Genomic DNA, 23,900 nt, shown 5'->3' with positions numbered 1-23,900 from the left:
CGCCGGGGACACGCGGCTTACAAGTCCCTCCGGCTCATGCCGTCGCGGCCGCCGGTCGCACCCGGCTGCGCCGCCGTCGCAGCTGCCGGCGGGCCCACAGCCACAGGCCGGTGGCGAGCAGGCCGATCAGCGCGAACGAGGTGACCACGTTGATCAGCGCCGACCAGGTGCCGGCCCAGTTGCCCTCGTGGATCAGGCGCGGCCAGTTGCGCTCGGTCGGCACGAGGCCGTCGCGGCCGACGGCGTAGACCTTGTACTCGCCGGCGTCGTCGACCCGGGCGAGCAGCGCCCGGCCGCGCTGGCGCAGCCACAGCAGCGACGACGCGTCGTGCTGCGCCGTCACCATGCGGACCGCCTCGCGCAGCGGCACGGCCGGGCCGGCGACCGCGGCGGGCGCCGGCGTGAAGGTGATGCCGAAGGCGAGCGCCAGCCCGGTGAGCGGGCTCAGGATGACGAGCGGAAGGCCGATCCAGGCCATGCCCTTGTGCCACCCGGACAGCGAGTTGGTGAGCCGCGGCCAGCCCATGGCGATGCCGAGCCCGGCGACCACCAGCATGGCGATGGTGCTGGCGCTGACCAGCCAGCGCAGGTCGAAGACGAGGCGCTCGTGCAGCTGGCGCGAGGCGAGGAACACGCGGGCGAGGGCGCCGATGTCGGTGCGCTCGGCCCCGGTCGCGAGGTCGACCACCATCGGCGCCGCCCGCACGCCGGAGAGCATCAGCGAGCCGTCGTAGGGCCGCAGCGCGACGCCGCGCGCCTTGCCGTCCGGATCGTGGCGGACGAGCAGGCCGTCGAGCTGCGCGGCCGTGAGGGTGCCGTGCTGCCGGCCCGCCACCATCGGCTCGAACGACAGGATCAGCCCGGTGACCAGGATGACGGCGAGCGGCAGGGCGAAGATCAGCGTGATCCAGCGATGCAGCCGGAGGAGAAGCTGGCGCGACATGGCGGCCTCCCGAAAGCGTCGCCCGCCCCGCCCCGGTGGTGGGGCCGGCGGCGGGCGGAGCGCGAATGGCGTCGCGGCCAGGAATGCGGCTGCGCGCCTGACGCGCCCCTGACGGCCGCGGCCGCGGCTCGCGGCCGGGGACCGGGAGGCGCGGCGCTACGGACGCCGGCTCACGGCTGCCAGCCGGCGGCCTCGACCGTGGTGTCGTTTCGCTCGGCCGTGCGGGCGCCGTCGACCACGGCCAGCACGGCGCGCAGCACCTCCGGCACGCCCTTGCCGGTGGCGCCGGACAGGAGCAGCGGGGTCGTCTTGGCGGCGCGCTTGAGCCGCGCCACCTGCTGCTTGAGGTCCTCGGGCGTCAGCGCGTCCACCTTGTTGAGCGCGACGATCTCGGGCTTGTCGACGAGGTCGTGCTCGTAGGCGGCGAGCTCGGCCCGCACCGTCTTGTAGGCCTTGCCGGCATGCTCGCAGGTGCCGTCGACGAGGTGCAGCAGCACCCGGCAGCGCTCGATGTGGCCGAGGAAGCGGGTGCCCAGCCCGGCGCCCTCGCTCGCCCCCTCGATCAGGCCGGGGATGTCGGCGAGCACGAACTCGCGGCCGTCGATCGAGACGACGCCGAGCTGCGGGTGCAGGGTGGTGAAGGGGTAGTCGGCGATCTTCGGCTTCGCCGCGCTGACCGCGGCCAGGAAGGTCGACTTGCCGGCATTGGGCAGGCCGAGCAGGCCGGCGTCGGCGATCAGCTTGAGGCGCAGCCAGATGGTGCGCTCCTCGCCCGGCTGGCCCGGATTGGCGCGGCGCGGCGCCTGATTGGTCGAGGTCTTGAAGTGGGCGTTGCCGAAGCCGCCGTTGCCGCCCTTGGCGATGACCACGCGCTGGCCGACCGCGGTGAGGTCGGCCAGCAGCGTCTCGTTGTCCTCGTCGAAGATCTGGGTGCCGACCGGCACCTTCAGCACCACGTCGGCGCCGCGGCCGCCGGCGCGGTTCTTGCCCATGCCGTGGATGCCGGCCTTGGCCTTGAAATGCTGCTGGTAGCGGTAGTCGATCAGGGTGTTGAGGCCGTCGACGCATTCCACCACGACGTCGCCGCCGCGACCGCCGTCGCCGCCGTTCGGGCCGCCGAACTCGATGAATTTTTCGCGCCGGAACGACACGCAACCCGCCCCGCCGTCGCCGGAGCGGATGTAGATCTTGGCCTGGTCGAGAAATTTCATGGCGAACACGTAGCGCGGACGGGCCTGGGCGGCAATCACGACCGGGCCGGGCCGATCACGAGCCCGTGTCGGGCCGGATCGCCGGCGACGGGCGCCGGCGATCCGGATGTCGATGTCACGGCGTCATCGCATCACGCCGAGCAGCGCACCTTCGTGGCGGTGCGGCCCCAGCCCTTCAGCGACACCCAGATGGCGCGTTCCAGGCGGAAGCGGTCGAACGGCGCCGACGAGCGGATGGCGCGGATGCGGTGCAGCTCGACCCCGGTCCACTGGAAGCCGCACTTCTCCAGCACCCGGCGCGACGCCGGATTGGTGGTGCGGGCGCCGGCCACCACGGCCTCGACCTCGTGCTCGCCGAAGGCGTGGTCGATCAGGGCGCGGGCCGCCTCGGTGGCATAGCCGCGGCCCCAGTGGGGGGCGCCGAGCCAGTAGCCGATCTCCGGCGTCTCGTCGTCGCGCCAGCGCAGCGCGGCGGAGCCGAGCACCGCCCCGTCGTCGGCGCGGGTGATCAGGAACGTCTCCTCGCCGCCGTCCAGGTTGCTGACGGCGATCCAGTCCTCGGCGTCGCCGAGACCGTAGGGATGCGGAATCCGCAGCGTGTTCTCGGCGATCCGGCGGTCGTCGGCGAGCGTCGCTACGGTTTTTGCGTCCTCGAGGCGCGGCGCCCGCAGAATCAGCCGGTCGGTTTCGAGGACGAAGCTACAGGCCTCGTGGAGGCCGCCTCTGGGTCGTTCGAGGATGGTCATCGCGGGCTCCTTCGATCCGAATCGCGTTCGGTCAGAAACGAGAAGGGGAGGCCGGCGCCCCGGTCTCCCCTTCTCGAAACCCGCTGCTCTCGTTCGCGGATCCGCCGGGAGACTTGCGCCGGCGGACCCCGAAGAGATCCACCGTCTACTCGGCCGCCACCTGCATCGCCGGTACAACCGACACGTAGGTGCGGCCCTTGGCTTTCGTACGGTACTGAATCGTGCCGTCGACGAGCGCGAAGAGGGTGTGGTCCTTGCCGAGGCCGACGTTCACGCCGGGGTGCCACTTGGTGCCGCGCTGGCGCACGATGATGTTGCCGGCCCGGCAGTTCTCGCCGCCGAACATCTTCACGCCGAGACGTTGACCGGCCGAGTCGCGCCCGTTGCGCGAGGAGCCGCCTGCTTTCTTGTGAGCCATGGCCCGAATCCGTTTCGATCTAGGGTCTAACTTCGAACTGTGACCAAATCATCACCGGGGCGGTCACGATCCGTTAATCGCGCCCGCCGCGGACCCGCCTCAGGCGGGGGACGATTCGGCGGCGGACGGCTCGGAGGCCGGCTGCTCGGCGGCGCGGGCCGTCCGGGACGGCGCCTTCCCGTCGGTCAGGATCTCGGTGATGCGGACCAGCGTGAAGTCGTGCCGGTAGCCGCGCTTGCGCCGCGAGTTCTTGCGGCGGCGCTTCTTGAAGGCGATGACCTTGGGGCCGCGGCCCTGGCGGACGATCTCGCCGGCGACCGAGGCGCCCGCGACGGTGGGCACGCCGAGCAGGGTCTCGTCCCCGCCGACCACCAGCACCTCGCCGAAGGTGACGAGGTCACCCGCCTCGCCCTCGACCGTGTCGACCTGCAGGAGGTCGTCGGCGACCACGCGGTACTGCTTCCCGCCGGTCTTGATGACTGCGAACATCTTTCTGTCCTCGTGTTCGGTTCCGGCCTTGGACGGGCCGGCTTCTTTCAGTCGGTTGATGAGGAGCCGCCGGAGGCGGCCCGATTGCCGGCCGCGGCCCGGACGGGCGGCCCGGGCGAACCCGGCGGACCCTCGCGGCTGTGGCCAAAACGAAGCGCGCGGGCCCGAGGGCCCGCGTCACGTGACGGGTTTATGGCGACCGGACCGCAGGTTGTCAAGGAACGGCAGGTGATTCGCGCGGCGCGAGGGGCGGGGGCGGGCCGCCCGAGAGGGCCGCGGGCGCCGAGGGCCCCGCGAGGCGCGCGAGCGGCCTTGTGTCGGCGCGAACGGTTCTGTAGAAGTCCGTCCCGCCGGGCGGCGACGCCCGCACTCGGCCTCGCGGAGAGGTGGCAGAGTGGTTGAATGCACCGCACTCGAAATGCGGCATACGGGCAACCGTATCGGGGGTTCGAATCCCTCCCTCTCCGCCATTCCGAGCGCGATCGGGTTCGAAACGTCGCCGAGGTAGGGTTCCCTCTCGTCCGGGTCCCTGCCGGGACACCCTCCGGAAGCTCTACGCGCGCTCGTCGCCCCCTCCGGTCGGGTGCGCTTCACTGCGCCGGGGACTGTCGCGCCGGGCTGCGGGTCTCCGGCGGCACGGCCGTCATGCCTCCAGCTCGAGCGGAAACGGCGTCGGCTCCCACAGCGTCTCGATCTTCAAGTTCCTGACGGTGATCGCCTCCCACTCGTGCAGCAGGGCCGCGAGGCCCGGCCGATCGTCGGCCTCGAGCCGGGCGCACAGCTCGCGAATCCGCCGGTACTTTGCCCGCCCCTCGTCGTCGTAGGCCGGATCGTCGCCAAATCGATCGACATTCGCATCACGAAGGGCGCGCGCGGCGTCGAGATCGCCCCGCGCGACATCGACGATGATCTTGACGTGCGGCCAGTCGAACAAGTGGTGGCGGAAAAAGTGCCCGGAAACGAAGGCGAGGTAATCCTCTAAGGAGACGATCCCTCGCAGCACCGGCAGCGCCTGTGTCTCGATGGCTTCCACCATTGCGGCCGACACATCGGGTTCGTGGATGCTCCAGATGCCAGGGGTGTTCGACCGCGTGTTGTGGATCCATGCGCCCCAACTGAGTGGGAGGAATTGCCGCGCTTCGAAGAGATGCGCGACGGCCCATTGCGGTCTGAACAGGTCCGGATCGAGCATCCGGTCGATCAACACGACGCGCGCAAAATGATGGATGGGCTTGATGTATATCTCGCGCCCCACTAATGCGAGATCGGAATGTCGCTCGAGCAGCGGAGCGATCACTTTCCGGACTTGCGCGATCGTCGTCATCGGCGGGGCCGCACCTCGGTCACGATGATGCTCTTGGTGCCAGGATAATAGAACTGAACGCTGCCACAGAGGAGGTCTCGTGTCCCGGGCGCGGCGCGGCGGCGAGGCGTCATGCCTCCAGCTCCAGCGGAAACGGCGTCGGTTCCCACAGCTTCTCGATTTTCAAATTCTTGACGGTGATCGCCTCCCACTCGTGCAGCAGGGCTGCAAGGCCCGGCCGGTCGTCGGCGTCGAGGCGGGCGCACAGCTGGCGAATCCGCCGGTACTTTGCTCGCCCCTCTTCGTCGTAGGCCGGATCGTCTCCAAATCGATCCACATTCGCATCGCGGAGGGCGCGCGCGGCGTCGAGATGACCGAGCGCGACATCGATGACGATTTTGACATGAGGCCAGTCGAAGAGCTTATGGCGGAAATAGTGTCCGGAGACGAACGTGAGATAGTCGTCCAACGAGACGATCCCCCGCAGCACCGGCAAGGCATGCGTCTCGATGGCCTCCGTCATCGCAAGGGCCAAGTCGGCGTCTGTCACTTTCCAGGACCCGGGTGTTTCCGACCGCTCATTGAGGAGCAGCTCGCCCCAGTTGAGCGGAAGGAAACGTCGTGCTTCGAACAGATGAGCTACGGCCCATCGCGGCCTGAACTTGTTCGGGTCGAGCTGACGGTCGATCAGCACGACGCGCGCAAGATGATGGACAGGCTTCACGTAAATCCACCGCCCTGCGAGGCCGAGATCGGCATGCCGCTCGAGCAGTGGCCGTACGAGGGTCTTCACCTGAGCGATCGTCGTCATCGCCGTGGTCGCACCTCTGTGACGATCAAATTCATCGTTCCAGGATAAAGGAACTGGACCGTGCTGGCGAGTTCGCGCATCCGGGCCGGCGTCAGGCCTTTTCCCCCTGTTTTGATGTCATAGATGCACACCGTTCCTTTGCCGGGATTCTCGAGCACGTCGATCCGTCGAGACCCTTTCATACCGTACCCCGCATCGTCGGATTTCAACAGGGAGGCTTCGGCGCGGAAATTCGGATCAGGGGGCGGGCTCCTCGGGACAGTGGTTGGACCGTTGATCGTCTCCTCAATACGCTTGTGAACAGCGGTGCCGTAAGAAGCGGCCGAATCATAGGTGCCGCGATTTATGGCCTCGGCCGACTGGTCCGTGATGCTCTGCACCTCCGAGTGCCTCGGACAGGCGTCGTCGACTTCGTCTCTGGTCAGCTTTCCCACCCAGATCGCCGGGCTGTCATCCGTTTGTCCAGGAGTGTAGGCATCGGCGCGAAATCCGAGGACGGCTGTCTCCGACGCCGAATTGCGAGTCGACATCCACGTGTACAGCACCAACGCCGCCTCGACCGCTGCGGCGGCCGGATGGGGGACCGGGACGTAATATGCGGGCTGAACGAACGCCTGCGCCTCCGGACCGTCGCTGGTCCAGGCAGTCCGGCTTTCGACCTGGCCGGTGCCGTCGAGGATGCTCTGAGTCGCACCGGAGGTCTGGAACGTCGTCTCGGTCCCGTCGGCCGCGATGACGGTGTGCCGCTCGTCCCAAGGAGACCCGTCGCGCGTGGACGCAAACTCCGATCGGATCGCACTGCCGTCGCGGTTGAAGACCGCCTGCGCGGCGAGCGAGCCGTCCTCCCGATACAGGTCGACATGGGATTCCCACGGCTGCTGCCCGGTGTCGTCGCGAACGACCTGGAGTGCACTCCGGCCGGAGCCGTTGCTCGACTCTCCGTCCTCCGGACGCGACCCGTCGTCACGTCCGCCGCTCGTCCACTGCCCCCCGTCGGGATGGCCGGCCGGGACACGCGGCTGGTCCGGATTGAACCCGGCCTTCTGTTCGGCGGCGATGTGCTCGACGAGGGCGAGTTGAACCCGCCGGAACGCCAAGTTCGATTTGATCCTGAGCCACTCGGCGCGTCGACGCGGGCCAGGGGGCAGCAGTTCCGCCAACCCCAACAAGACGTTCTCGGCGGCGACCAGTGACTTGTACCGGAGGATCTGGTCGGTGAGGTCGCGAGGGGTGGTCATGATCCATGACTCGGTTGATCATGACTATTTTCGCACTTATGTACTTGACAAATGTGACGAGAGTCCTATGGTGAGTCGACAGGCCGGCGCAGTCTTATCTCACGCCCTAGGCGGCATCGATTGGGATGGAGTTTCTTGCGATAGCTTCGTGCAGCCATGGAAGGCGGGCGTTGTCTATCAATGGCAAGGACCGTGTGTCGATGTACGGGTAAACGGGCGGCCAGATTTTTGTAGTCTTGAACGCCCTGTATCCATCGAACTCGGGCCAGACGGTCGAGCTGAAGATGTGGGCGCACAGGTGACCGGCCACGATGGTCGTAACTTGAGAATTGCAGTGTTCTCCGCCGATGGCCGGAGGGTTAGGTGACGCCCCTATCTGCATCCCGAAAAACCCAACCCAAAATTCAAGAGGGTCGGCATCTTGGTACCTGCAAAGAGCGATCCACCAATTTGGTGGGGGAACTCGCGAACGCACTATAAAATCTGAGTCGCTTTTAGGTATAGCCGACACCCCATGAGCGCTTTTTTCGACTCTCATTGAGACTAAACATAAAAAAGACGAGAGGAGAATTTGTTCATCAAAACATAGGACGAATTCGCGTCCTAGCATGAGTTTATGGATTACTGGTTGTGCAGCCTCTTCTATATTGCGCATCCATTTGCCATTGCACTCAACACATGTGTTTTTTGGTTTTTTCTTTGAGGCAGAGCCGTTCTTTATCGACAGCTTGAGTTCTGGGCCAGGGACAGACTGCGCGAACGTCTGTGTCGATCCAATTCTCAACTCGTGCTGCGCGGCGGTTGACGGGATGATTGATTCTGACCATTTGGGCCAGATATGACTCTTGGTCAGATCGCCTTCGCTCCCACAGAAGACACACTTCGGACGTTTGTTCATGAAGGCCCCGTATGAATGACGATGAGCGATTGAAGGATGCGAAGCGCCTGATGGGCGCTCTCGTCCGCAAGGCGCCCAAGCCGCATGAGGACATGAAGGTCGGCAAGCGGGATACGCCGGGCCGCCCCGGAAAACGTACCCCGCCGCCAAAGAAAGACGCACTAAAGGACGAGCCCGATGTATGAGCCGATCTCTGGCGACGGTGGTGTTTCGAATTACGAGTTACGAACGGACCCAGATGGAGTTGATCGCCTCTATCGGCGGTCGATCCCAAGTGCTCAGAACGGCTCCGAGGAAGTCCGCGGCGACGATAACCGCCAACCGGTCATTCACATCCATGGCAGAGCCGACATGGGCGTAGGCGTCGTGGGGCGCCTTATCTGAGCTGACGTAGAAGAGTGACAGTTGCAACTGCGCCCAAGGTCCCAGAGATTTGATGCGGTCTCGGACCGCGTCGTAATTTCTGCCGGGGCTTATAAGGTCGTATGCGATAAACAGATTGTAAGCCATGATGGCTCCTTCCGTGTTCGGAGCCGGGCTTGACCTGAGAGACGAACCGGACTCTACTCCGGGTGTTCACTTCATCTCTGTTGACCCGCAGCCCGGCCTAGGGGTTGCGCGGGCGAAGTCGGGGGTGCCGATGTGGCGTCGGCGCCCCCGAATCGTCAGGTTGCAAGATACCAGACCGGCGCAACCGCGAGTCAATGGAGGGTCACCGCTCGTCCCGTGGTTTCTGGCGCGCCGTCCACGCCAAAAAACGCCTAGCGAACTGTTTCTTACTGACGATCTTCGTCAGTCGGCCGGTACGTCAGGCGCTTGCCTGCGATACCCGCGAGAACAAGAGCCGTCCGTTCCTCATCCTTGAAGCCGAGGCCGGCTCGGTGGTTGTGGCGGAACTCAAATTCGGTCACGTACCGCTGCAAGTGCTGCTCGGAGCAGAACCGGTACGTGCCCTTCATGCTGCGCTTGAAGTTGCCGAAAAAGTTCTCGACCGCGTTGGGCGTCTGGCCGTCCTTGCCGACGTAATAGCCGTATCCGCTCGATCCATGCTCGACCGTCTTGTGGCTGGCGAATTCCTTGCCGACGACCGTGTAGAGGCGGCTTTCGTCCGTGTGCAGTTCGGATGAGCGGTGAGCGTTGGTGACAAGGATTTCGCGCACCTTCTCGGCCGTTGCGGTCTTGACCTTGAAGGCGCGGGCGCGGCCGTTGGGTTCGACCAGCGCGACGATGCCGGCCTTGTGGCTGTGGCCTTTCTTGTAGCCCTTCGCGCGCTTTGAGGAGTTCCCGTAATAGGTCTCGTCAGCCTGCACGCTCTGACCTTCGCCACCCATGGGGCCGGGCGTAAGATCGATCATCGCCTCTCGAAGGCGGTGCATCATGAACCAAGCCGTTTTGTAGCTGACGCCGAGGCTGCGGTGGATTTCGTGGGCAGACACGCCGTTCTTGCCGGACGCCATCATGTGCGCCGCCATCCACCACTTCGTGAGAGGCACCTTGGACCGCTCAAAGACGGTGCCGACCGTGACCGTGAACTGGCCGCGGCATTCGTTGCAGTAGTGCAGACCGGGCCGGTGAGTCTTCTTCGTGCCCTGGATCTTGGCAACCCGATCGCCGAACGCGCCGCAGTGAGGGCAGACAGGGCCATCGGGCCAGCGGACGGCTTCAAGCGCCTCGCGAGCCTTCGTCTCGTCCTGGAAGATGGGGTTCTGGAACACGGCGGCGGACATGGCGATCTCCCTTGGCCGCCATCATAGGACCATTATCTCTTTTGTCAAGTACATAAGTGCGACTATTTTCCTAGAGCAGAGGCCCGACTTCGTCAAGGAATATTTTCCTTATAATTCATGCTGACATTCCCTGCTTCTTCGGCGCCCGCCCCCAGCCCCGCCACGACAGCACCGGCGGATGACAGCCGGCGCTCGCGTCGGTAGCCTGGCTCCATGCCGGCGGGACCCTGGACGGACGAGGAAAACGAGCTGATCGTCGCGGATTATTTCGCGATGCTGGCCGAGGAGATCGCCGGGCGCGGCTACAACAAGGCCGAGCGCAATCGCGGCCTGCAGGCCCGGATCGGCCGCTCGCGCACCTCTATCGAATACAAGCACCAGAACATCAGCGCGGTGCTCAAGGGGCTCGGGGAAGCGTGGATCCCAGGCTACAAGCCCGCTTTCAATTTCCAGATGTCGCTGGTCGAAGGGATCGTGCGGTGGCTGGCACGCCATCCGGGATGGCTCCACCGGCTGCCCGACGGCGCGGCGTCCGGACTGCGCGAGCCGGCCCCGCTCTGGATCGGGCCGACCCCGACGCTCCGCGATCGGCCCCCGCCGGAGGAGCTGGAGCAGATCCTCCACATCGCCCGCAAGTTCGACGTGGCCGGCCGCGACGAGCGCAACGCCGCGCTCGGCAAGGCCGGCGAGGAGCGCGTGCTCGACCACGAGCGGGCCAGCCTGGCCACCCTCGGGTGCCACGATCTCGCGCGTCGGGTCCGCTGGGTGTCACAGGAAGACGGTGACGGAGCGGGCTACGACATCGCCAGCTTCGCGACGGACGGACGTCCGCGCCTGATCGAGGTGAAGACAACGAACGGATGGGAGCGCACGCCGTTCCACATCACCCGCAACGAGCTGGCCGTGGCCGAGGAGCGGCGCGCCGAATGGTGCCTTTTCCGGCTGTGGAATTTCTCGCGCGACCCGCGTGCGTTCGAGCTGCGCCCGCCGCTCGACGCTCATGTGGGCCTGACCGCCACCGCGTTCGAGGCCGGGTTCGACGAGGTCCCGCGCTGACATCCGGGTCAGGCGAACACCTGCCGGGTTCCTCTCGGGACGGACCGCCGCCTCACCCCCGCCCGGCCGGCCCCCCGAGGCCCATCGGGGCCGGGGTGGCGGCGACGATGGCGGAGAAGAGGGTGTCGAACTCGCCGTCGCGGCCGCGCCAGGGGTCGGCGTTGGCCGCGAAGGCGGCGTCGACGGCGGCGCGGGCGGCCGGGGCGAGACGGGCCTCGAGCAGCGGCAGGAGGCGGCTCTCCTCCAGCTCGATATGGGCCCATTCGAACGACAGGTAGCGCCCGACCACCTCGGCGAAGCGCTCGAAGCCGGGGTCGCCGACCGCCTGCCAGTGGATCAGCGCCATGCCGAGCTCCTGGATGTGCGCCTCGCCCGCCTGGTGCTGCGCCTCCAGCTCGTCGAGGATCGGCTCGACCTCCGGGCAGGCGGCCCGCACCAGCGGGAACAGCACCTCGTCCTCCTTGGGATGATGGCTCTCCTCGGGCACCCGGACGATGTAGTCGACCAGCATGGCGAACAGCCGGAAGTCGGGCGCGAAGCGACCGGCCCGCACGCCCGCCACCGTGAACTCCATCGCCCGCAGCACCGCGGCGAGCGCCCGGTGCTCGTCGCGGATGATGTCGATCGCCTTCATGCCTCCCCCCTCGCGACGCGCGCCGCCGTGGTCCCGCCGCGCGGCCCTCCGCCGGTGACGCCGAGCCAGCCGTCGAGCCGCTGCGGGTCGTCGATCAGCGTGCGGCTGTCGCCGGAATAGACGGCGCGGCCGCGCTCCAGCACCAGGGCGCGGTCGGTGAGCGGCAGGATCTGATGGGCGTGCTGCTCGACCAGGATGACGGCGAGGTCGCCGGTCTCGGTCATCCGGCGGATGATGCGGAACAGCTCCTGGACGATCAGCGGCGCCAGCCCTTCCATCGGCTCGTCGAGCAGGAGCAGGACCGGATCGAGCATCAGGGCGCGGGCGATCGCCAGCATCTGCTGCTCGCCGCCGGAGAGCTGCCCGCCCATGTTGGCGCGCCGCTCCTTCAGCCGCGGGAACATGGTCCAGACGCGGTCGAGCGTCCAGCGGCCGCCGACCGCCACGGCGGTGAGGTTCTCCTCGACGGTGAGCGAGGGGAAGATCTCGCGCTCCTGCGGCACCCAGCCGAGACCGGCCAGCGCGCGGCGGTGGGTCGGCATCGCCGAAAGATCGCGGCCGGCGAAGCGCATCGCGCCGCCGTGCACTCTCGTGAGCCCCATCAGGGTGGCGAGCAGCGTCGTCTTGCCCATGCCGTTGCGGCCGAGCAGCGCCATCGCCTGGCCGCGCGCGAGCGTGAAGGAGACGTCCTCCAGCACCACCGCGTCCCCGTGGCCGGCGATCAGGCCTTCGACCTCCAGCAGCATGTCAGGCATGGTGGGTCGCCTCGCCCAGATAGACCTCGCGGACGAGCGGATGGGTCGCCACGACGTCGGGCGTGTCCTCCAGCAGCACGGCGCCGGAGACCAGCACCGAGATGCGCTCGGCGAAGCGGAACACCAGGTCCATGTCGTGCTCGATCAGCAGGATCGTCATGTCGCGCGGCAGCTCCGCCAGCGTCTCGAACAGGGCGCGGCTCTCGCTCGTCGGCACGCCGGCGGCGGGCTCGTCGAGCAGCAGCACGCGCGGCTGCACGGCGAGCGCCAGGGCGATCTCGATCAGCCGCTGGCGGCCGTAGGCGAGATCGCGGGTGCGGCGATGGGCGACGTCGGCGAGGCGCAGCGTCTCGATCAGCCGGGCCGCCTCGTCCAGCACCTCGCCCCGGGCGCCGACCGGCGACCAGACGCGCCAGCCGACGCCGCGTCGCTCGCCGACCGCGAGGGCGACGCTCTCCAGCACGGTGAGATCGGCGAACAGCCGGTTGATCTGGAAGGTGCGGGCGAGGCCGCGACGGACGCGTCGGTGCTGGCCGAGGCCGGTCACGTCCTCGCCGGCCAGGAACACGGTGCCGGCGGTCGGCGCCAGCACGCCGGTGAGCAGATTGACCAGCGTGGTCTTGCCGGCGCCGTTCGGCCCGATCAGCGCATGGCGGGCGCCGGGTGCGAGCGTCAGCGACACGTCGTCGGTCGCCGTGAAGCCGCCGAAGGTCTTCACCAGGTTGCGGGTGTGGAGGGCCGGCGCGGTCATGGCTCGGTCTTCTTGCGCGCGAGAAGGCGCTCGAACGGATCGATCGCGCCCATGATGCCGTTGCGGGCGAACAGCACGATGCCGATCAGCACCAGGCCGATCCACATCTGCCAGTATTCGGGATCGATGCCGGCGAGCACGTGGTGGAGGGTGACGAAGACGATCGTCCCGATCAGCGCGCCGTAGAGCCGTCCGGCGCCGCCCAGCACCAGGATCAGCAGGATCTCGGCCGAGCGCTCGAAGCCGAGCACGTCGATGGAGACGAACTGGGTCGTCTGGGTGAGCAGGGCCCCGGCGATGCCGGCATAGGTGGCGCCGAGCACCCAGGCGGCGGCGAGCCGCGCGTCGACCGAGACGCCGAGCGCCGGCATGCGGGCCGGGTTCATGTGGAGGGCGCGCAGCGACAGGCCGAACGGGCTGTGGACGATCCGCCGGGCGACGAGGAACAGCACGAGCAGGACGACGACCGCATAGACATAGGCGGTCTTGCCCCACAGGTCGAAGCTCCACAGGCCGAGGATCGGCGTCATCTCGATGCCCTGCAGCCCGTCGACGCCGCCGGTGAGGTCGGTCGCCTTGTTGGCGGCCTCGAACAGCATCATGCCGATGCCGATCGTCACCATCAGCCGGGTGAGGCCGGTGCCGCGCAGCACGGTCGGCGCCGTGACGAGGCCGGCGAGCGCCGCGACGGCGGCGGCGAAGAGGAGCCCGAGCAGCGGGTCGCCGATGCCGAGCTTCGCCGCCAGAAGCCCGGCCGCATAGGCGCCGACACCGAAGAAGGCGGCGTGGCCGAGCGTGACGATGCCGGCATAGCCGAGCACCAGGTCGAGCGACAGCGCGAAGATCGCCATGATGGCGATCTGGGTGAGCAGCGCCAGATCCTCCGGGAACAGGAACCAGGCGGCGACCGGCAGCAGCCAGACGGCGAGCTCCGGCCAGCGCGGCCGGGACGCGCGGCGCAGCGGCGCGAGATCGACCGTCCCCGGCGCGGGTGTGGCGGCGGCGGCGGCGGGCTTCGGCGATCGGCTGTCCATCGGAGGCCTCATCGCGTTCCGAACAGGCCCTGCGGCCGGACGATCAGCATCACCACCATCACGGTGTAGATGATGAAGGCGCCGACCTGCGGCACCCAGTATTTTCCGGCGACGTCGCAGACGCCGATCAGCACCGCGGCGAGGAGCGAGCCGCCGATGCTGCCGCTGCCGCCGACCGCGACGACGATCAGGAAGTAGACCAGATAGCGCAGCGGGAAGCTCGGATCGAGGCCGAGCAGCTCGACCCCGACGGCGCCGCCGAGCCCGGCGAGGCCGGAGCCGATCGCGAACGTGATCACGAACACGCGGTCGACGTCGATGCCCATGCCGCGCGCGACGGCGGGCTTGTCGACGGCAGCGCGCAGCCGCGCGCCGAACCGGGTGACCCCGATCGTCCGGTGCAGGCCGAAGGCGACGAGAAGGCCGAGCACCACCAGGAAGGCGCGATAGAGACCGATGTCGACGCCGGCGATCGTCACCTGCCCCTGCAGCCAGGAGGGCAGGCGGATCGGCTGCTGCTGCGGCCCGAAGCCCCAGCGCGCCGCCGCCATCGCCACGAACACGACGCCGATGGTGAACAGCACCTGGTCGAGCTGGGTCGCGCCGTAGAGGCGGCGGAACAGCGTGCGCTCCAGCACGGCGCCGGCCGCCGCGGCGGCGAGCGCGGCGAGCGGCACGGCGACCAGGAACGGCACGCCGTAACGCCCCGTCGCCACCACGCAGACATAGCCGCCCAGCATGGCGAAGACGCCGTGGGCGAGGTTGACGAAGTTCATGAGGCCGAGCGTGACCGACAGGCCGACGGCGATCAGGAACAACAGCATGCCCGAGGCTATTCCGTCGAACACGACGGTCATGGCGGTCTCCTGCCGGTGGGGGCTGCGTCCGCCCGGCCCGGCGCTCCGCCGGAGGGCGGGGCACCGGGGCCGGGTCGCGTGCGCGCGCTACTGCTTGGCAGGATCCTTCACCTTCTCGAACTTGTCGAACTCGACATTGACGAGCTCGCCGTTCACTTTCTCGGTCTTGCGGATGTAGACGGTCTGGACGATGTCGCGGGTCGCCGCGTCGATCTCGATCGGGCCGCGCGGGCTCTCGAAGGCGAGGCCCTTGAGCGCCTCCATCACCTTGGTGCCGTCGAGGCTGCCGCCGGTCTTGGCGAGCGCCAGGTCGAGCGCCTGCATGCCGTCATAGGCGGCGACCGCGAAGTAGCTCGGCCGCAGCGTCTTGCCCGAGACGCGATGGATGCCCTCGATGAACTTCTTGTTCTTCTCGGAGGCGTGACCGTAGGAGTAGTGGTGCGACGTGATCAGGCCGAGGGCGACGTCGCCGGTCGCCTCGAGATAGCTGTCGTCGGTCGCCTCGCCGGTGGCGATCAGCTTGATGCCGGCCTCGTCGAGGCCGCGCTCCTTGGCGGCCTTCAGGAAGGCGGGCGGCAGCACGCCGGACGGGAAGAAGAAGAACACGGCCTGCGGCTTCTCGTCCTTGATGCGCTGAACATAGGCCGAGAAGTCGGGGTTGGAGAGTGGCGTGCGCACCTTGCCGACCACGGTGCCGCCGGCGGCCGTGAACGCCTTCTCGAAGGCGGTCTCCGAATCGGCGCCGGGTCCGTAGTCGGACACGACCGTGTAGACCTTGGTGATGCCGTTCTTCACGGCCCAGCGGGCCATCGGGTCCGACACCTGTTGCACCGTGAAGGAGACGCGGGCGACGAAGGGCGACTGCGTCGTGATGGCCGAGGACGAGGCGTTCATCACGATCGCCGGGATCTTCGCCTCCTTGGCGACGGCGCCGACCGCATAGGCGTTGGGGCTGAAGTCGAGCCCGGCGAAGAAGTTCACCTTGTCCTTCACCACCAGCTCCTGGGCGAGCCGCTTGGCGAGGTCGGGCTGGGCGCCGGGCGCGTCCTTCTTGATGATCTCGACCGGGCGTCCGGCGAGCTTGCCGCCGTGCTCGGAGAGCCACAGCGCGATGCCGTCGTCGAACTGCCGGCCGTAGTCGGCATAGGGGCCGGAGTAGGAGGCGATCACGCCGATCTTGATCGGCGGCTCGGCGGCCGGGCTGACGGCGGTCGTGGCGATCATGGCGGCCGCGGCGACGGCGGCCGGCACGGTGCCGGCGATCAGGCTGAACTTCATCAAGGTCGAGACTCCCGTTCGAAGCCCCGCACCCGCGGGGGTGGGCGGTGGGGTGGTTTACCGGTCAGTGTCTCCCGAACGCGTCTTCCTCGCATCGGCGGCCGACGCCGCTCTCTAAGGTTCGGCTCGCGCCGCTTTCACCCGATCCGACACAGATCGGCGAGACCTCCGTCGTGACGGCCGGCGCGCTCGGGATCGATCGCCGGACGATCGATAAGCAATCGCCGTGCCGCCATGTGATCCTGCGGCCAGCCGACCGAATCCACCGCGGCGAGCCGGCCGTCGCGCAGATGCAGGAGCGAGAACCTGCCCGCCGCCGGATCGCCGCGCAGCACGATCTCGTCGTCGGGATGCGAGAGCCCTGCCATCTGGATCCGCGTGTCGTACTGATCCGACCAGAACCAGGGGACGGCGTCGTGCACGATCGGCCGGCCGACGAGCGCGGCGGCCGCCACGCGGGCCTGATCATGGGCGTTCTGCACGGATTCGAGAAGGGTCGGCGCGCCCGGCGTCGCCGCCCAGGGGTTCGGATGGCGCGCGCAGTCGCCGGCGGCGGCGATCGCGGGGTCGCTGGTGAGGCCGTGCGCGTCGACCAGAATGCCGCGGTCGACCGCGAGCCCGGCGTCGCGGGCGAGATCGTCGGCCGGCACCACGCCGATGCCGACCACGACGAGATCGCAGGCGATCTCGTGTCCGTCGGCGAGGCCGGCTGCGGCGACACGGCCGTCGCGCCCGACGATCTCGCGCAGCTGCGCACCGAGCCGGACGTCGACGCCGCGGCTCTCGTGCAGCGTCTTCAGCCAGGCGGAGAGGAGCGGCGGGAAGGCGCGGGGCGCCAGCCGGTCGGCCGCCTCCAGCACCGTCACGGCGAGACCGAGCCCGCGCAGCACCGCCGCCGCCTCGAGGCCGATGAAGCCGCCGCCGACCACCACGGCGCGGGCCGCACCGGGCAGCGCCGCGCCGAGCGCGTCCGCGTCGGCGAGGTCGCGCATGTGAAAGACACCGGCGAGATCGGCGCCCGGCACCGCGAGCCGGCGCACCCGCGCCCCGGTGGTCAGCGCCAGCCGCGACCAGGCGATCGCCCCGCCGCTCGCCAGCGCCACGGTCCGGGCGGTCCGGTCGATCGCCGTGACGGGGGTTCCGAGCCGCAACGCGATGCCGGCCTCGTGGAACGCGGCCTCCGACTTCAGCAGGATTGCGGCGAGCGGCGTCGCGCCTTTCAGATAGCCCTTGGAGAGCGGCGGCCGCTGATAGGGCGGCGTCGGCTCGGCGCCGATCAGCACGATCTCGCCGGCGAAGCCGAGCTCGCGCGCCGCGAAGGCGAGCCGGCATCCGGCGTGCGAGGCCCCGACGACGACGAGACGGTCCGTCATGGCGTCACACCTGCCGCTCGGGGACGCGCAGCACGAGGCCGGACAGGCCGGGGGTCGCGAGAATCTGACAGGAGAGGCGGCTCTCGGGGCGGCGCTCGGCGGCGACGCCGTCGAGCAGCGCGTTCTCCTCCTCGTCCATGGGCGGCAGCGCGCCCGTCCCGATGGCCTCGACATAGACGTGGCAGGTGGCGCAGGACAGGCAGCCGCCGCACTCCCCGTCGATGCCTTTCAGGTTTTCCATCACGGCGGCCTGCATCACCGACGTGCCCTCGGCGATGTCGAGGGTGCGGCGGCTGCCGTCGCGCAGGATGAAGGTGACGTCGGTCATGCGGCGTGTCCCGAGGTGATCGCGAGGGAGCGGGCGTCAGAACAGATCGAAATACTCACGCTGCTCCCACTCGCTGACCTCCGTCTCGAAGCGGCGGATCTCCGCCTCCTTGATGTGGGTGAAGTAGTCGACGAAGCCGTCGCCGAGATCCTTGGCGAAGATCGTGTCCGCCTTCAGGGCGGCGAGCGCCTCGCCGAGGCTGTGCGGCAGGGGCGGCGCCGGCGTCTCGTAGGGCACGTCGGCCGCCGGTCCCGGCTCGAGCTCGCGGGTGATGCCGTCGAGACCGGAGAGCGCCTGCGCGGTCAGATAGAGATACGGGTTGGCGGCGGGCTCGCCGACGCGGTTCTCCAGCCGGGTCGCCGGATCGCCGAAGCCGCCGATCATCCGGATCATGGCGCCGCGATTGTCGCGCCCCCACACGGCGCGGTCGGGCGCCAGCGAGTAGGCGCGATAGCGCCGATAGGCGTTGATGGTCGGGGCGGCGAGCGCCGCCGCGCCGCGCGCATGGGCCAGCAGCCCCGCGAGATAATGCCGGCCGATCGGCGACAGATCCTCGCCTGGACGATCCGGCACGAACAGGTTGCGGCCGTCGCGGCCGGTGAGCGACTGGTGCATGTGCCAGCCGCTCGACGCGACGTTCGGGATCTTCGGCCGGCACATGAACGTCGCGTGCAGGCCGTTGCGGCGGCAAATCTCCTTCACGGCGGTGCGGAAGAAGATCATGTTGTCGGCGGTCTCGATCCCCTGGGTCGGCGCGAAGGTGAACTCGAGCTGGCTCGGCCCGAACTCCACCTCCATGGAGCGCAGCGGCAGGCCGAGGCCCTGGACGCCGCTGCGCAGCAGCTCGACCACCGGCTCGACGCGGTCGTAGGTGATCTCGGTCAGATACTCGCCGCCGTGGCTGAGCAGCTCCACCTCGGGCGGGGCGCCGGGCAGGCCGGACTGGTGAAGCCGCATCGCCGGGTCGACCACCCGGAAGACGTGGAACTCGACCTCCAGCCCGGCCGTCAGCGTGCAGGCGTGGGCGTCGAAGCCGGCGAGCGCGCGGCGCGCCATCGAGCGGGTGCAGAACGGCACATCGGCGCCGTCCGGAAAGCGCAGGTCGCACAGGACCCAGGCGCTCTTCGGCGACCACGGCAGGATCCGCCAGGTGGTCGGATCCGGCATCAGCAGCACGTCGGCGGCACCCTCCATGCGCGGCATGTCGAAGCCGCCGCCGCTGGTGAACACCGGAAACACGGTGCGGTGCGACGTGTCCTTGGCGAGCAGCGTCGTCGTCAGGGCGACGCCCTTGGTCAGCGCGCCGATCGCCTCGCGCGCGACCAACGCCTTGCCGCGCAGGACGCCGTGCTGGTCGGCGAAGACGAACCGCACCACCTCGATGCGGCCGCTCTCGATCTCGGCGACGAGGCGAGCGGCCGCCTCCCCGGCGGCGCTCGACCACGCCACGAACCGCCGCGTGACGTCGTCCATGTCAGGCCTCGACCTCGGCGCCCCAGGGTGCGGCGGCCCGGCGGCGGGCGTCGCCGTCCCGCCAGTAGCGCTCGACGTCGCCGGCCCGGTCGACCCCGTCGAAGCTGACCGGCCCGCGCAGCGTCGCGGCCTGCGCGGCGTCGAGATGCATCAGCGGCGTCTCGCCGGCCGCGACCTTCTCGATCTCGGCGGAGAGCAGCCGCCGATAGGCGATGATCGCCTTGTCGGACTGGCCGAGATGCTCGCGGGTGCGATCCTGGATCGGCCCCTGGCTCTCGCAGGCCCACTGGTCGTGGACGTTGATGTCGAAGCCCATGCCCAGATAGGTCTGGGCCTGCTGCTCGGCGGGATTGTAGCCCCAGTTGTTGGAGCGGTTGCGCAGCGGCTTGTAGTCGGGCGCCGGGTAGGTGGCGAGGCGCTGCTCCCGCATGGTCTTCTTGTCGAGCGGCTCGGTGAAGCTGGTGAACAGAGTGAACCAGTAGTTGTTGTGGTCGTCGACCGGCACGTGCCACTGGGTGATGGTCACGGTCGGGCTCATCGGGATGACGAAGGCCTGCGGGAAGACGATGTTGGTGACGCGGACATGGGTCTGCGTCTCGTCGATCGGCCGCAGCGAGGTGAGCCGCAGGCCGTGCGGCACCGAGGCGACCGAGATCTGCGGCCGGTCGTACTCGCGCAGCACCTTGGTGATCGGCAGGTCGGAGTCGATCGAGGTCGAGCGGAACTGCTTGCCGTAGCTCGCCTCCGGATCCTCGTCCTCGAAGAAGCGGTGCAGGAAGGAGGCGTGCGCCGGGTCCATGCCGACCTCGAGCGACTGCAGCCAGTTGCACTCCCACAGGCCCTTGAAGGCGAAGGTGTGGGTCTCCGGCGCGACGAAGCAGTCGAGCTCCGGGAAGGCCGGCGGCGTGCCCTTGCCGATATAGGCGAAGACGATGCCGGAGCGCACCGCGACCGGATAGGAGCCCTGGCGGATGCGGTCGCACAGCTTGCTGCCGACCGGCTCGGCCGGCGTCTCCAGGCACTTGCCGGCCGCATCGAACAGCCAGCCGTGGAACGGGCAGCGCAGGCCGCCCGCCTCCAGCCGGCCATAGGCGAGGTCGGCGCCGCGATGCGGGCAGTCGCGGTCCAGCATGCCGAACCGCCCCTGCTCGTCGCGGAAGAGAACGAAGTTCTCGCCGAGCAAACGGACGGGCCGGACGGGGCGCGGATCGTCGAACTCGTCGACGAGAGCGACCGGCTGCCAGTAACGACGAAGAAGTTCGCCGCACGGCGTACCGCGCCCGACACGCGTATACGTGTCGTTCTGCTCCTGGCTGATCATGAGAGGACCTCGAACTGGCGTTGCGGGGGTACGGAGAACGCGGATCCACTTCGTTCGCCGCTGACTGCATGCAATTGTAATTGGAATGAATGCAGTGTCAAACCGATATAAAGAACGGCGCCGGAACCATAAGCAGGGACTGACTGCCCGGACCGCCTCGGAAACAGCTCGCCGGCAGACGAATTCTATGCTTTATATCAACGTGATGAGCCACGGCCCCGCGGCTCGCGACCGAACCGCAGCCGGGCTGCGGCCGTAGATCGGTGAACCCGTCCGTGCATGCAATTGCCGCATTCTGCGTGCAGAAAATGCGGCCGTTTGACGGTTCGGTGGGCAGAGTCTCGGATGTAATGCCATGCAGTCACAACAATCGCGGGTCCTCGTGCAGCTCCGGGACCTCATTCTCAAGGGGGAGTTCGGGCCCGGCGAGCGGCTGGCCGAGATCCCGATCGCCGAGCGGCTGGACGCCTCGCGCACACCGGTGCGGCTCGCCTTCGCGACCCTGGAGCAGGAGGGGCTGGTGCAGTCGTCGCCGAGCGGCGGCTACGTCATGCGTGCCTTTACCCGCAAGGAGATCGACGACGCGATCGCGGTGCGCGGCGTGCTGGAGGGCATGGCGGCCCGGCTGGTGGCGGAGAACGGCCTGACACGGGCGATGTCCGAGGAGCTCGCCGCCTGCATTCGGCTCGGCGACGAGGCGCTCGCCGCGCCGGTGCTGACCATCGACGGCTATGCCGACTATGTCGAGATGAACAACCGCTTCCACGAGCTGCTGGTGAAGTTCGCCGACAACGCGGCGCTCAGCCGGGCGATCGAGCTCAACAACCGCCTGCCCTTCGCGGCCGCCAGCGCCACGCTGCCGATGCACTCCTCCACGGGCGACGGCCGCCAGTGGCTGCTGATCACGCACAACCAGCACCACGCGATGTTGCATGCAATGGAGCGGCGGGAGGGCACGCGCGCCCAGGCGCTGGCCATCGAGCACGTCGAGGTCGCGCGCATGAATCTCCGCCACGCCTACGAGAAGGCGGGCGAGACCATGGGGCTGATGCCGGCGATGCGGCTTCTCGCCGGCCGCTGAGAGCGAACCCCGACGGCCCGATGCGGCGGAGGGCCCGGCAGGCGGGCCGGTCCGCGGATCACAGCACGGTGGTGCCGCGGAAGCGGGCGAAGGTCCGCCGGCCGGCCGGACCGAACAGCACGACCTCGTAGGTCTCCGGCGGGCCGCCCTCCATGCCGGGCGAGCCGACCGGCATGCCGGGCACCGCGAGGCCGCGGGCGGCCGGCGCCTCGGCGAGCAGGCGCTCGACCGCCGCCGCCGGCACGTGGCCCTCGACCAGGAAGCCGCCGATCTCGGCGGTGTGGCAGCTCTGCAGATCCGCCGGCACGCCGAGCCGCGCCTTGAGGCCGACGAGGTCGTCGACGTCGACCAGCCGCACACGGAAGCCGGCGCGCTCGAGATGCCGGGCCCAGCCGGTGCAGCAACCGCAGGCCGCGTCCTTGTGGACCGTCACGGCCGGCCGGACCTGGGCGGAGGCCGCGCCGGCGAGCCCGGCGAGCCCGGCCGCGAGTGCCGGTCCGAAGGCGCGTCGGGTCAGCGGGATGGTGATGGCCATGCGGGTCGTCTCCGGTCTCTGTCGTCAGTCTTTGTCTTTGTCGTCGTCTCGCACGCGCGCCGCCCATGCTGCACCGGACCCGGCGCGGGGGGAACAGCGGCGCGGCTCCGGACGACTACGGAACGGCGTCGCGCGCCGTACCGCCGGGCCCGTCGAAACCTCCCCAACCTCTTGTTAAGGCTTCATTAACTACGCCTGGGGTTGGCCCGGGGTGTTGCAGATTCGACACCAATTTTCAGCCTGTTCGAGTCACATTGGGGGCATCAAAGAACGCGAGGGGATGGACCAATGAAGAAGATCCTGCTGGCTGCGGCCGCGACCATCATGGCGATCGGCACCGCGAGCGCCGCCGACCTGTCGGCCCGCATGCCCATGAAGGCGCCGCCGCCCGTGATGGCGCCGGTGTTCTCGTGGACCGGCTGCTACATCGGCGGCTTCGTCGGCGGCGCCTGGAACGCCGACAGCACGGTCGCCACCGACCTCAACGGCGCTTACGCTCCGACCGGCGCCTGGGGCTACAAGACCGACTCGAGCTTCATCGGCGGCGGCACGGCGGGCTGCAACTGGCAGCCGATCGGCTCGCCCTTCGTGCTCGGCCTCGAGGGCGAGATCGGCTATCTCAGCATGTCCGGCTCCGCCTACGATCCGGTTTCGTTCGTGCCCGGCACGGTCGTGTCCTCGACCAAGGTCGGCGACTGGTACGGCATGATCACGGGCCGGCTCGGCTATTCGTGGGGCCGCGCTCTCGTCTACGCCAAGGGCGGCGTCGCCTTCGTCAATGTCGAGAACACCATCGCCAACCCGCTCTTCATCGCCTCGGTCAGCGAGACCCAGGCGACCTGGACGGTCGGCGGCGGCGTCGAGTGGGCCTTCGACATGAACTGGAGCGTCAAGGCCGAGTACATGTACATCGGCGTCGACAACACCCAGACCGTGGGCGCGTTCGGCCAGAACTGGGATACCGAGAACAGCGGCATCCACACCGCCAAGGTGGGCCTCAACTATCGCTTCGGCGGCTACGGCGCGCCGGTGATGGCGAGGTACTGAGCCGTCCCGACCCTCCGGGCCGAAGTCCCAGCGAGGCCGCGCAGGCGAACGGCAAGGGCTCCGAGGTTTCCTCGGAGCCCTTCGTCGTTGTCGGAACGCCGGCCCGACGCTTGCTTCCCTGCCGTCCGACGAGGCCCGGATGGAGGGTTTGCGACCATGGTCACCGTAGTGTTCTGGGAGAAGCCCGGCTGCGCCGGTAATGCGCGCCAGAAGGCGCTCCTGCGCGCCTCCGGCCACGCGCTCGAGGTGCGCGACCTCACCGCCGAGCCGTGGACGGCGGAGCGGCTGCGGCCCTTCTTCGGCGATCGGCCGGTCACCGAATGGTTCAATCCCGCCGCGCCGCGGGTGAAGTCCGGCGAGATCGATCCCGCCGGGGCGACGCCCGACGCCGCGCTCGCCCTGATGGTCGCCGATCCGCTCCTGATCCGCCGGCCGCTGATGCAGGTCGGCACGCGCCGCGAGGCCGGCTTCGACCAGGCCGCCGTCGACGCCTGGATCGGCCTCGCGCCGACCGAGCGCCCGGTGACCGATCAGTGCCCGAAGGACGACCCGTCGCACGCGATCGCCTGCCGTGCAGCCGGCGAGGCGTGAGC

26 protein-coding genes and 1 tRNA gene are annotated in these 23,900 nt (G+C 68.7%); 6 read left to right on the top strand and 21 right to left on the bottom strand.

Features of this window, described 5'->3' with window-relative positions; all coding sequences use genetic code 11:
- Positions 1-34 precede the first annotated feature (34 nt).
- The 5 genes from J2S22_RS18660 to rplU form a co-directional block, all read right to left on the bottom strand.
- Positions 35-943 (bottom strand): PepSY domain-containing protein, encoded by a 909-nt coding sequence (locus J2S22_RS18660; RefSeq protein WP_272774927.1) that lies wholly within the window; start codon positions 941-943, stop codon positions 35-37.
- Positions 944-1,113: 170 nt separating this feature from the next.
- Positions 1,114-2,154, bottom strand: a complete 1,041-nt coding sequence (obgE, locus tag J2S22_RS18655) for a GTPase ObgE (RefSeq protein WP_272774928.1) — start codon at positions 2,152-2,154, stop codon at positions 1,114-1,116.
- Positions 2,155-2,285: 131 nt separating this feature from the next.
- Positions 2,286-2,900 carry a GNAT family N-acetyltransferase gene (locus J2S22_RS18650; protein WP_272774929.1) on the bottom strand — a complete coding sequence of 205 codons (615 nt, stop codon included), beginning with the start codon at positions 2,898-2,900 and terminating at the stop codon, positions 2,286-2,288.
- Positions 2,901-3,045: 145 nt separating this feature from the next.
- Entirely contained in the window at positions 3,046-3,318 is a 273-nt protein-coding gene (rpmA, locus tag J2S22_RS18645) for a 50S ribosomal protein L27 (protein WP_272774930.1), read from the bottom strand.
- 99 nt (positions 3,319-3,417) lie between these two features.
- A complete protein-coding gene (rplU, locus tag J2S22_RS18640; RefSeq protein WP_272774931.1) occupies positions 3,418-3,807 on the bottom strand; it encodes a 50S ribosomal protein L21 in 390 nt (129 codons plus the stop codon).
- 380 nt (positions 3,808-4,187) lie between these two features.
- On the opposite strand from rplU, the gene J2S22_RS18635 reads away from it, so the two are divergent.
- Positions 4,188-4,277 (top strand) — tRNA-Ser (locus J2S22_RS18635).
- A gap of 173 nt (positions 4,278-4,450) precedes the next feature.
- Here J2S22_RS18635 and J2S22_RS18630 read toward each other — a convergent pair.
- The 3 genes from J2S22_RS18630 to J2S22_RS18620 all read right to left on the bottom strand — a co-directional run bounded on the left by J2S22_RS18630 (position 4,451) and on the right by J2S22_RS18620 (position 7,159).
- A complete protein-coding gene (locus J2S22_RS18630; protein WP_272774932.1) occupies positions 4,451-5,131 on the bottom strand; it encodes a hypothetical protein in 681 nt (226 codons plus the stop codon).
- 109 nt (positions 5,132-5,240) lie between these two features.
- Positions 5,241-5,921 (bottom strand): hypothetical protein, encoded by a 681-nt coding sequence (locus tag J2S22_RS18625; RefSeq protein ID WP_272774933.1) that lies wholly within the window; start codon positions 5,919-5,921, stop codon positions 5,241-5,243.
- Positions 5,918-7,159 carry a hypothetical protein gene (locus tag J2S22_RS18620; protein WP_272774934.1) on the bottom strand — a complete coding sequence of 414 codons (1,242 nt, stop codon included), beginning with the start codon at positions 7,157-7,159 and terminating at the stop codon, positions 5,918-5,920. Before J2S22_RS18620 ends, J2S22_RS18625 begins: the two co-directional genes overlap by 4 nt.
- Before the next feature lie 909 nt (positions 7,160-8,068).
- Here J2S22_RS18620 and J2S22_RS18615 point away from each other — a divergent pair.
- Complete coding sequence (locus J2S22_RS18615) at positions 8,069-8,242, top strand: hypothetical protein (protein WP_272774935.1); 174 nt, start codon at positions 8,069-8,071, stop codon at positions 8,240-8,242.
- Positions 8,243-8,279: 37 nt separating this feature from the next.
- On the opposite strand, the gene J2S22_RS18610 is transcribed toward J2S22_RS18615, so the two are convergent.
- Positions 8,280-8,567 carry a hypothetical protein gene (locus tag J2S22_RS18610; protein WP_272774936.1) on the bottom strand — a complete coding sequence of 96 codons (288 nt, stop codon included), beginning with the start codon at positions 8,565-8,567 and terminating at the stop codon, positions 8,280-8,282.
- Between the two features lie 266 nt (positions 8,568-8,833).
- Complete coding sequence (locus J2S22_RS18605) at positions 8,834-9,784, bottom strand: IS1595 family transposase (protein ID WP_272774937.1); 951 nt, start codon at positions 9,782-9,784, stop codon at positions 8,834-8,836.
- Positions 9,785-9,997: 213 nt separating this feature from the next.
- Between J2S22_RS18605 and J2S22_RS18600 the strand changes: the two genes are divergently transcribed.
- A complete protein-coding gene (locus J2S22_RS18600) occupies positions 9,998-10,840 on the top strand; it encodes a protein NO VEIN domain-containing protein (RefSeq protein ID WP_272774938.1) in 843 nt (280 codons plus the stop codon).
- A gap of 52 nt (positions 10,841-10,892) precedes the next feature.
- Here the strand turns inward: J2S22_RS18600 and J2S22_RS18595 are convergent, their stop codons facing one another.
- The 10 genes from J2S22_RS18595 to J2S22_RS18550 all read right to left on the bottom strand — a co-directional run bounded on the left by J2S22_RS18595 (position 10,893) and on the right by J2S22_RS18550 (position 20,644).
- Positions 10,893-11,474: a hemerythrin domain-containing protein gene (locus tag J2S22_RS18595; protein ID WP_272774939.1), complete on the bottom strand. Its 582-nt coding sequence runs from the start codon at positions 11,472-11,474 to the stop codon at positions 10,893-10,895.
- Positions 11,471-12,229, bottom strand: coding sequence for an ABC transporter ATP-binding protein (locus J2S22_RS18590; protein WP_272774940.1), 759 nt, complete (start codon positions 12,227-12,229; stop codon positions 11,471-11,473). The genes J2S22_RS18595 and J2S22_RS18590 overlap by 4 nt, the downstream gene beginning before the upstream one ends.
- Entirely contained in the window at positions 12,222-12,980 is a 759-nt protein-coding gene (locus J2S22_RS18585; RefSeq protein ID WP_272774941.1) for an ABC transporter ATP-binding protein, read from the bottom strand. The genes J2S22_RS18590 and J2S22_RS18585 overlap by 8 nt, the downstream gene beginning before the upstream one ends.
- Positions 12,977-14,014 carry a branched-chain amino acid ABC transporter permease gene (locus J2S22_RS18580; protein ID WP_272774942.1) on the bottom strand — a complete coding sequence of 346 codons (1,038 nt, stop codon included), beginning with the start codon at positions 14,012-14,014 and terminating at the stop codon, positions 12,977-12,979. The genes J2S22_RS18585 and J2S22_RS18580 overlap by 4 nt, the downstream gene beginning before the upstream one ends.
- A gap of 8 nt (positions 14,015-14,022) precedes the next feature.
- Positions 14,023-14,871 carry a branched-chain amino acid ABC transporter permease gene (locus J2S22_RS18575; protein WP_272774943.1) on the bottom strand — a complete coding sequence of 283 codons (849 nt, stop codon included), beginning with the start codon at positions 14,869-14,871 and terminating at the stop codon, positions 14,023-14,025.
- Positions 14,872-14,958: 87 nt separating this feature from the next.
- The gene (locus tag J2S22_RS18570) at positions 14,959-16,149 is read right to left on the bottom strand and encodes an ABC transporter substrate-binding protein (RefSeq protein WP_272775250.1); all 1,191 of its coding nucleotides are present in this window, start codon (positions 16,147-16,149) and stop codon (positions 14,959-14,961) included.
- Between the two features lie 137 nt (positions 16,150-16,286).
- On the bottom strand, positions 16,287-17,522 hold the full coding sequence (locus J2S22_RS18565; RefSeq protein WP_272774944.1) for an NAD(P)/FAD-dependent oxidoreductase: 1,236 nt from the start codon (positions 17,520-17,522) through the stop codon (positions 16,287-16,289).
- 4 nt (positions 17,523-17,526) lie between these two features.
- On the bottom strand, positions 17,527-17,850 hold the full coding sequence (locus J2S22_RS18560; RefSeq protein ID WP_272774945.1) for a 2Fe-2S iron-sulfur cluster-binding protein: 324 nt from the start codon (positions 17,848-17,850) through the stop codon (positions 17,527-17,529).
- Between the two features lie 36 nt (positions 17,851-17,886).
- Positions 17,887-19,323: a glutamine synthetase family protein gene (locus J2S22_RS18555; RefSeq protein ID WP_272774946.1), complete on the bottom strand. Its 1,437-nt coding sequence runs from the start codon at positions 19,321-19,323 to the stop codon at positions 17,887-17,889.
- Between the two features lies 1 nt (position 19,324).
- Positions 19,325-20,644, bottom strand: a complete 1,320-nt coding sequence (locus J2S22_RS18550; protein ID WP_272774947.1) for a Rieske 2Fe-2S domain-containing protein — start codon at positions 20,642-20,644, stop codon at positions 19,325-19,327.
- Between the two features lie 355 nt (positions 20,645-20,999).
- Between J2S22_RS18550 and J2S22_RS18545 the strand changes: the two genes are divergently transcribed.
- Positions 21,000-21,725, top strand: coding sequence for a GntR family transcriptional regulator (locus tag J2S22_RS18545; RefSeq protein WP_272774948.1), 726 nt, complete (start codon positions 21,000-21,002; stop codon positions 21,723-21,725).
- A 58-nt stretch (positions 21,726-21,783) separates the two neighbouring features.
- Here J2S22_RS18545 and J2S22_RS18540 read toward each other — a convergent pair whose 3' ends face one another.
- Positions 21,784-22,260, bottom strand: a complete 477-nt coding sequence (locus tag J2S22_RS18540) for a DUF411 domain-containing protein (protein ID WP_272774949.1) — start codon at positions 22,258-22,260, stop codon at positions 21,784-21,786.
- 288 nt (positions 22,261-22,548) lie between these two features.
- On the opposite strand from J2S22_RS18540, the gene J2S22_RS18535 reads away from it, so the two are divergent.
- On the top strand, positions 22,549-23,307 hold the full coding sequence (locus J2S22_RS18535; RefSeq protein WP_272774950.1) for an outer membrane protein: 759 nt from the start codon (positions 22,549-22,551) through the stop codon (positions 23,305-23,307).
- A 156-nt stretch (positions 23,308-23,463) separates the two neighbouring features.
- Positions 23,464-23,898: an ArsC/Spx/MgsR family protein gene (locus J2S22_RS18530; protein WP_272774951.1), complete on the top strand. Its 435-nt coding sequence runs from the start codon at positions 23,464-23,466 to the stop codon at positions 23,896-23,898.
- Positions 23,899-23,900 lie beyond the last annotated feature (2 nt).

It is taken from the genome of Rhodoplanes tepidamans (assembly GCF_030813915.1).
In the GTDB taxonomy this organism is placed as follows: Bacteria; Pseudomonadota; Alphaproteobacteria; order Rhizobiales; family Xanthobacteraceae; genus Rhodoplanes; species Rhodoplanes tepidamans.
The sequence above is the reverse complement of the archived record's forward strand: the minus strand, read 5'-3'. Positions and strand labels throughout refer to the sequence as shown.